This window comes from Paraburkholderia sp. RL17-347-BIC-D, from assembly GCF_046027915.1.
GTDB lineage: Bacteria > Pseudomonadota > Gammaproteobacteria > Burkholderiales > Burkholderiaceae > Paraburkholderia.
In genome coordinates, this window is sequence record NZ_JARESS010000195.1 from 1 (window position 1) to 1,007 (window position 1,007).

Below are 1,007 nucleotides of genomic sequence, written 5' to 3' on the forward strand. Positions count from 1 at the left end.
AACCAGCTCGAGGCGCGCATCGACGTGTCGAACCAGACCGTGCGCAAGGCCGTCGCGCAGGTTCAGCAGGCGCGCTCGATGGTGGACTATCAGCGTGCCGGATTCTTCCCGACCATCACCGCCGGTGTCGCGCAGGAGCGCTTCCGGACCTCGCAGAACGTCGAAGGGCGATCGCTCGCGGGCAAGACCGTGCCGGACTATTCGGCGGGCGTGGCCGCGAGTTGGGAGCCGGATCTGTTCGGACGGGTACGCGACAGCGTCAACGGCGCGCAGGCCGACGCGCAGGCGAGCGAAGCGGACCTCGAAGGCGTGCGCCTGTCGATGAGCGCCGATCTGGCCGTCGACTATTTCTCACTACGCTCGCTCGATACGCAGAAGAAGCTGCTCGACGACAGCGTGAGCGCCTACGCCGCCGCGTTGAAGCTGTTGCAGCAGCAGTTGAAAGACGGCGCGATCGATGCCTCCGCCGTCGCCCAGGCCACGACGCAGCTCGAAGCGACGCGCACACAAGACACCGACATCGACGTGACGCGCGCGCAGATGCAGCACGCGATCGCCACGCTGATCGGCGAGCCGGCATCGACCTTTACGCTGCCGCCGAACGGTTCGGCCGCGACGCCGCCCGCGATTCCACCTGGTGTGCCGTCGCAACTGCTGGAACGGCGTCCCGATATCGCCGCCGCCGAACGGCGCGTGGCGTCCGCGAATGCGCAGATCGGCGTGGCGCATGCGGCGTTCTTTCCGGATCTGGTGCTGTCCGCGAGCGCCGGTCTCGAAAGCACGTTTTTCGCGCCGTGGCTGAGCGCGCCGAGTCTGTTCTGGTCGCTCGGTCCGCAACTGGCCGGCACGCTGTTCGACGGCGGCAAGCGCAAGGCCAGCCTGCACGGCGCCACGGCGCAATACGACGGCGCGGTCGCGGACTATCGTCAGTCGGTGCTGGTGGCGTTCCAGCAGGTCGAGGACAACCTGTCCGCCTTGCATGCGCTCACCGACGAAGCCGCCAGCCA

Annotated in this window: 1 protein-coding gene; it reads left to right on the plus strand. The window is 67.9% G+C overall.

What is annotated here, in order from left to right; all coding sequences use genetic code 11:
- On the plus strand, positions 1–1,007 hold a 1,007-nt coding region (locus P0D96_RS48115), incomplete at both ends, for an efflux transporter outer membrane subunit (protein WP_408321379.1).